General features: G+C 35.3%; 5 protein-coding genes. All 5 read left to right on the forward strand.

Annotated features, from left to right (window positions below; all coding sequences use genetic code 11):
- The first annotated feature begins 5 nt into the window (after nt 1-5).
- A complete protein-coding gene (gene dnaB, locus AACY61_RS07245; protein WP_339610912.1) occupies nt 6-1,517 on the forward strand; it encodes a replicative DNA helicase in 1,512 nt (503 codons plus the stop codon).
- A gap of 54 nt (nt 1,518-1,571) precedes the next feature.
- The gene (locus AACY61_RS07250; protein ID WP_339610907.1) at nt 1,572-2,828 is read left to right on the forward strand and encodes an asparagine synthetase B; all 1,257 of its coding nucleotides are present in this window, start codon (nt 1,572-1,574) and stop codon (nt 2,826-2,828) included.
- Nucleotides 2,829-2,838: 10 nt separating this feature from the next.
- Nucleotides 2,839-3,852, forward strand: coding sequence for an N-acetylneuraminate synthase family protein (locus AACY61_RS07255; protein ID WP_339610909.1), 1,014 nt, complete (start codon nt 2,839-2,841; stop codon nt 3,850-3,852).
- A gap of 7 nt (nt 3,853-3,859) precedes the next feature.
- Nucleotides 3,860-5,176 (forward strand): tRNA lysidine(34) synthetase TilS, encoded by a 1,317-nt coding sequence (gene tilS, locus AACY61_RS07260; protein ID WP_339610910.1) that lies wholly within the window; start codon nt 3,860-3,862, stop codon nt 5,174-5,176.
- On the forward strand, nt 5,173-6,127 hold a 955-nt coding region (locus AACY61_RS07265), incomplete at its 3' end, for a protein-disulfide reductase DsbD domain-containing protein (RefSeq protein ID WP_339610911.1). The genes tilS and AACY61_RS07265, both read left to right, overlap by 4 nt.

The raw sequence follows: 6,127 nt of genomic DNA on the forward strand, positions 1-6,127 counted from the left end.
CACAAGTGATTTCTTTGGAAAAAGGAAAAATACCTCCACAGGCTGTTGATTTAGAGGAGGTTGTGCTTGGAGCTATGATGATTGATAAAAAAGGTGTTGATGAAATTATAGACTTAATCAACCCTGATGTTTTTTACAGAGAAGCCCATCAACATATTTTTGCTGCAATCTATCAATTGTTTAAAACCGGGCAGCCAATAGACTTATTAACTGTTGCATCTCAATTAAAGAAGGATGGAAATCTTGATATCGTTGGGGGTGAGTATTATTTAATTCAGCTTACTCAAAAGGTTTCATCTTCGGCACATATTGAATTTCATGCACGTATTATTTTACAGAAATTCATTCAGCGTAGTTTGATTAAAATTTCCAACGAAATTATCGAAGACTCTTATGATGAATCTACAGATGTTTTTGATTTACTCGATACAGCAGAGTCTAAACTTTATGAAATAACCCAGGGCAATATAAAGCGTTCTTCAGAGACTGCTCAAAATTTGGTTATTCAAGCTAAAAAGAAAATAGAGGAGATTGCCAATAAACAAGGTCTTTCAGGAGTGCCCTCCGGTTTTGAAAAACTCGACAAGCTTACCTCAGGATGGCAACCCAGTGATTTGGTTATTATTGCAGCACGTCCCGGTATGGGTAAAACTGCCCTGACATTATCTATGGCAAGAAATATTGCTGTGTCAAACAATATACCTGTTGCATTTTTCTCTCTGGAAATGTCGTCTGTTCAGTTAATAACGCGTTTAATATCTTCAGAAACAGGATTGAGTTCTGAAAAATTACGTACTGGACAGTTGGCAAAACACGAATGGGAACAACTCAATGTTAAAGTGAAGGATCTTGAAAAAGCACCTTTATTTATAGATGATACTCCTTCTTTATCAATTTTTGATTTACGAGCCAAAGCCAGAAGACTTGCTTCTCAACATGGTATTAAAATTATATTTGTTGATTATTTACAATTAATGACAGCCGGTGGAAGTCAAAAAGGAGGTGGAAACAGAGAACAAGAAATTTCTACTATTTCCCGAAATCTGAAAGCATTAGCCAAAGAACTTGACATACCTGTAGTAGCCCTTTCACAGTTATCACGTGCAGTTGAAACCCGCGGAGGTTCTAAAAGACCTTTGCTTTCTGATTTAAGAGAGTCTGGAGCAATTGAGCAGGATGCAGATATTGTTTCATTTATCTATCGCCCCGAATATTATAAAATTGATCAATGGGATGATGACGAACAAGCACCCACCGATGGTCAGGCAGAGTTTATTGTTGCAAAACATAGAAACGGTGGATTGGATGAAATCCGATTAAAATTTATTGGTCATCTTGGTAAGTTTGAAAATTTAGAAACTTTTGATACCCCGGTTGAATTCCACTCCAGAATGAACAGTGCTGCTAATGATGATACATTCAAGCCAGACAATTTACCTTCTGCAAACGATGCTTTTGGCACTGACTCTTTAGAAGGTTTACCCCCTGAGGATGATGATCACGGTGTACCCTTTTAGTTAAAATCAGCATAACTTAATCTATAGGTATAAAATCTTTTTTATCTTGCTGAAATGAAGAAATTACTATTAATATTTACTTTGTTTCTTGGATTTCAGGGGTTTGCTTCCTACATCTTAATCCCTATGGATGCTGACAGTCAACGAGAACACCTTAAAGCTTACGGAATCACCTATTGGGCGCTAGAAAAACAACAAAAAGTACAATGGTTACTCAATTATAGAGGTGGTTCATTTTTATTGGCTGATACTAAGGATGTCAGAAAAGAGTGTCAAATAAGAGGTGTTAGTTTTGAAGTTTTGTCTAACTCTAAAACTGAACAAATTCTTGCGGAAATTGAAAGTCCCTCAAAAAACATGAGTGCAGTACTGCTAGAGAAAGCACCTCGGATAGCCGTTTATTCTCCTAAAGGAAATCTCCCTTGGGATGATGCTGTAACACTTGTTTTGACCTATGCTGAAATACCTTATGACATTATTTATGATAAGGAAGTTCTTGAAGATCAACTCTTACTCTATGATTGGCTGCATTTACATCACGAAGATTTTACCGGCCAATATGGAAAGTTTTACAGAGCGTTCAGAACGGCTCCATGGTACATAGAAGAAAAGCAAAATGCGGAAGCACTTGCCACTAGCTTGGGTTTTAACAAAGTTTCTGAAGCCAAACTGGCAGTTGCCCAAAAAATTAGAAATTATGTTGTTGGTGGTGGATTTATGTTTGCCATGTGTAGTGCAACAGATTCTTTTGATATTGCCCTTGCGGCAGAAGGTGTAGATATATGTGAGCCAATGTTTGACGGTGATCCCAGTGAATCAAACTATCAAAGTAAAATTGATTTCAACAAGACTTTTGCTTTTACTGATTTTCTTTTAGAGCGCGACCCAATGGTTTATGAGTTCAGTTCAATAGATATGACCACAAAGCGGAATATCAAAAAAGAATTGGATTATTTTTCTTTAATGGATTATTCGGCTAAATGGGATCCTATACCAACGATGCTGGTTCAAAATCATACCTCATTAGTGAAAGGGTTTTTTGGTCAAACCACTGCTTTTGATTCCAGAACAATTAAGTCAAATGTATTGGTGATGGGTCAAAGTGATTTAAACGGTGAAGCTAAATATATCCATGGAATTAAAGGAAAAGGTTTTTTTACTTTTTATGGAGGTCACGACCCTGAAGACTATCAACATCGGGTTGGTGAATCACCCACAGAGTTAGCTTTGCACCCCACTTCGCCAGGTTATCGTTTGATATTGAACAATGTTTTGTTTCCTGCTGCAGAAAAGAAAAAGCAAAAAACGTAATATTTAAAAATTGAAAACTCCCACACCCTTTTTGATTGCAGAAGTTGCACAAGCTCATAACGGCAGTTTTGAGAATGCTATAGCATATATAGATGCTATTGCCAACACGGGTGCTCACGCAATAAAATTTCAAACCCATATCGCTCAAGCCGAAAGTAGTATTTATGAACCTTTTCGCATAAAATTGCAAACGGCTGACAAAACCCGTTATGATTACTGGAAGCGAATGGAGTTTAGCTTAGAGCAATGGATAGAACTTAAAAAATACGCTGAAAGTAAAGGACTTGAATTTTTATCATCACCATTTAGTAACGCTGCTGTAGACTTGCTTGAAAAGATTGGTGTAAAACGCTATAAAGTTGGCTCAGGAGAAGTGAGTAATTTTTTATTGCTTCAGAAAATTGCCCAAACTAAAAAGCCCCTCATATTATCGAGCGGGATGAGTTCATATGCTGAGCTTGATAAAACGGTTAACTTCTTAAAAAAATTAAATGTAGATTTTTCAATCTTGCAATGTTCAACGAGTTACCCCACTAATCCTGAAAATTATGGGCTTAATGTCATTGCTGAGTTAAAACAGCGGTATGGAGTACAGGTAGGTTATTCAGACCATTCAGCTAAAATTGAAACAGGAATTGCTGCAGTTGCTTTAGGAGCTGAAATTTTAGAATTTCATGTAAAATTAGACTCAAACGAAATCAATCCTGACGCTTCTTCTTCAATTACAATAGATGAAACAAAGGAGCTGGTCAGCGGAGTAAAAACAATTTCTGAAGCACTAAAACAACCAGTTGATAAAAATGACTTAACTTCTTTTCAGTCAGTTAAAGCAATTTTTGAAAAATCTTTGGCAGTAAATAAATCTATGAAAGCCGGAGAAAAAATCTTGTTTGAAAATTTGGAAGCAAAAAAACCAAAAGGGTATGGTATTGATGCCTCCAGGTTTAACGAGATCCTTGGCAAGCCATTGTTGAATGACAAAAAGCCTTGGGATTTCATAACGACAGATGATGTTCAACTTTAGTATTGCTATGAAAGATCAATTTTATACCCATCTCAATCAGCGTTTTCCAGAATTTAAAAATCAACAGTTACTGGTGGCCTGCAGTGGTGGTTTGGACAGTGTTGTGCTTTCACAACTTCTGGTGAGACTAGAGTATTCTATTACACTTGCTCATTGTAATTTTTCATTGCGTGGAAATGAAAGCGACTCAGATTCTGAATTTGTAATTCACTTAGCAAAAAAGCTAGGAGTTCCTGTTTATACTGAAACATTTGAAACCTTATCATTTGCTGAAGAAAAAGGGTTAAGCACTCAAATGGCAGCTCGTTTTTTACGTTACAAATGGTTTGATGAACTAACTGAGATGTTGAATATAAATTATATTCTGACGGGACATCATTTAAATGATGATTTGGAAACTTTTCTTATTAATTTTTCAAGAGGAACAGGTTTGAAAGGTCTCACCGGGATTCCTGAGAATTCTGGAAAATTGCGTAGGCCATTGTTGCAATTTCCGCGTCAAGCTATTTTAGAATATGCTCAAAAAAACAAGCTTCAGTGGCGTGAAGATAGCAGTAATGCATCAGATTATTATGTACGAAATGCAATAAGGCATAAGGTAATTCCAGAGTTCAATGAAATCAATCCGCAGTTGCTTCAAAACTTTAAAGTGACTCAAGAAAATTTAAGAGAAAGCCGGTTACTGGTAGAAGATTATATAGGTTTGATTTTCAGCTATATTGCAGAAAACACTAAGAATGGCTATCAATTTTCTATAGAAAAACTTAAAAAGCTTCCCAATACCAAAGCACTTTTATTTGAGTTGTTTCAGCCTTTTGGTTTTACACAATGGGAAGATCTATTTCAACTTCTTGATGGACAAAGCGGTAAAAAAGTGTTTTCACAAACCCATATTCTTTTAAAAAACAGGGATTATTTAGAACTTGCTATAATTGATGAAACTGTTACTGATGCAGAAACAGAATACCTCATTCCAAAAGAAGCTACTAAAATTGAAGCACCTATTTTTATAACATTTCAAAAAGCTAGAAAAATTGATAAACAAAGTTCGGATATTTGCTATGTGGATGAAGCATTATTAAAATTTCCGTTAAAACTCAGAAAATGGAAAAAGGGTGATGTATTCTTCCCCTTAGGAATGAATGGAAAAAAGAAAATTAGCAAGTTTTTTAAAGATGAAAAGTTATCTTTGCTTGAAAAGCAAAATATCTGGCTATTATGCAGTAATGAATCTATTGTCTGGGTTGTTGGAATGCGTGCAGACGACAGGTTTAAAATCAATCAAAACACCCAATCTATTTTAAAAATACAATTGCAGCAATGAACAAATATTTAATAATTCTTCTCACTTTTTTTGCTCTAAACACCACATACTCTCAAATTTTTGATCCCATAAAATGGCAAACAGAATTAGAAAAAATTGATGAACAAAATTATGTTTTGAAGTTTAAAGCCACTCTTGATGCAGGGTGGTATTTGTATTCTCAACAAGATGTTGGTGACGAAGGCCCCATCCCCACAGAATTTGTTTTTTTGGATATAGATACTGGAGGCTATGAGCTTGTTGGTTCAACAAATGAGCCTGATGGTGATCCGGTTTTTGATCCAATATTTGAGATGGACATTAAAAAATTTCAAGGTAATGTAGTTTTTGAACAACAAATTAAAATAGTTGATCCAGACCTTAGCGAGATAAATGCTGAAGTGTATTTTATGGTTTGTGATGATGAAAAGTGTTTGCCTCCGGACCTTTTGGAGTTTAGCTTTGAATTAAATCAAAATTCATTAGTAAATTTTGGAGAAGATGAATTTGTAAACCCTGTTAATTGGACAGGAAAACTCACAGAAATATCAGAAGATACATATACTTTTGTTTTTGATGCTCAAATTGAAGAAGGATGGTCTATCTATTCGCATAAAATGGACCCTGATATGATGGGGCCATTACCAACAGTTATTGTGATTAATGAAGAATCTCAATTTGAAATATTTAAAGAGATTTCTGAAACAGGTTCAAACATTGTTTCGGGTTTTGATAAGTTTTTTGAAATGGAGACTATCAAGCTTTATGAAGATGGCACATTTGAAATGACAGTTAAACTTCTTGACAACACAAAACCTATTACCGGGTTTATAGAGTTCATGGCTTGTGATGATGAAAAGTGTTTACCACCCACGGGTCTTGATTTTAGTTTTAATCCCGAAACCGGAGAATTTAATTTTAAAGGTGAAGGATTAAAAACTAATGCTGACTCTGAAAATAAAAACGGTTTTG

The sequence above is a fragment of the uncultured Planktosalinus sp. genome (assembly GCF_963973675.1).
Lineage (GTDB): Bacteria > Bacteroidota > Bacteroidia > Flavobacteriales > Flavobacteriaceae > Planktosalinus.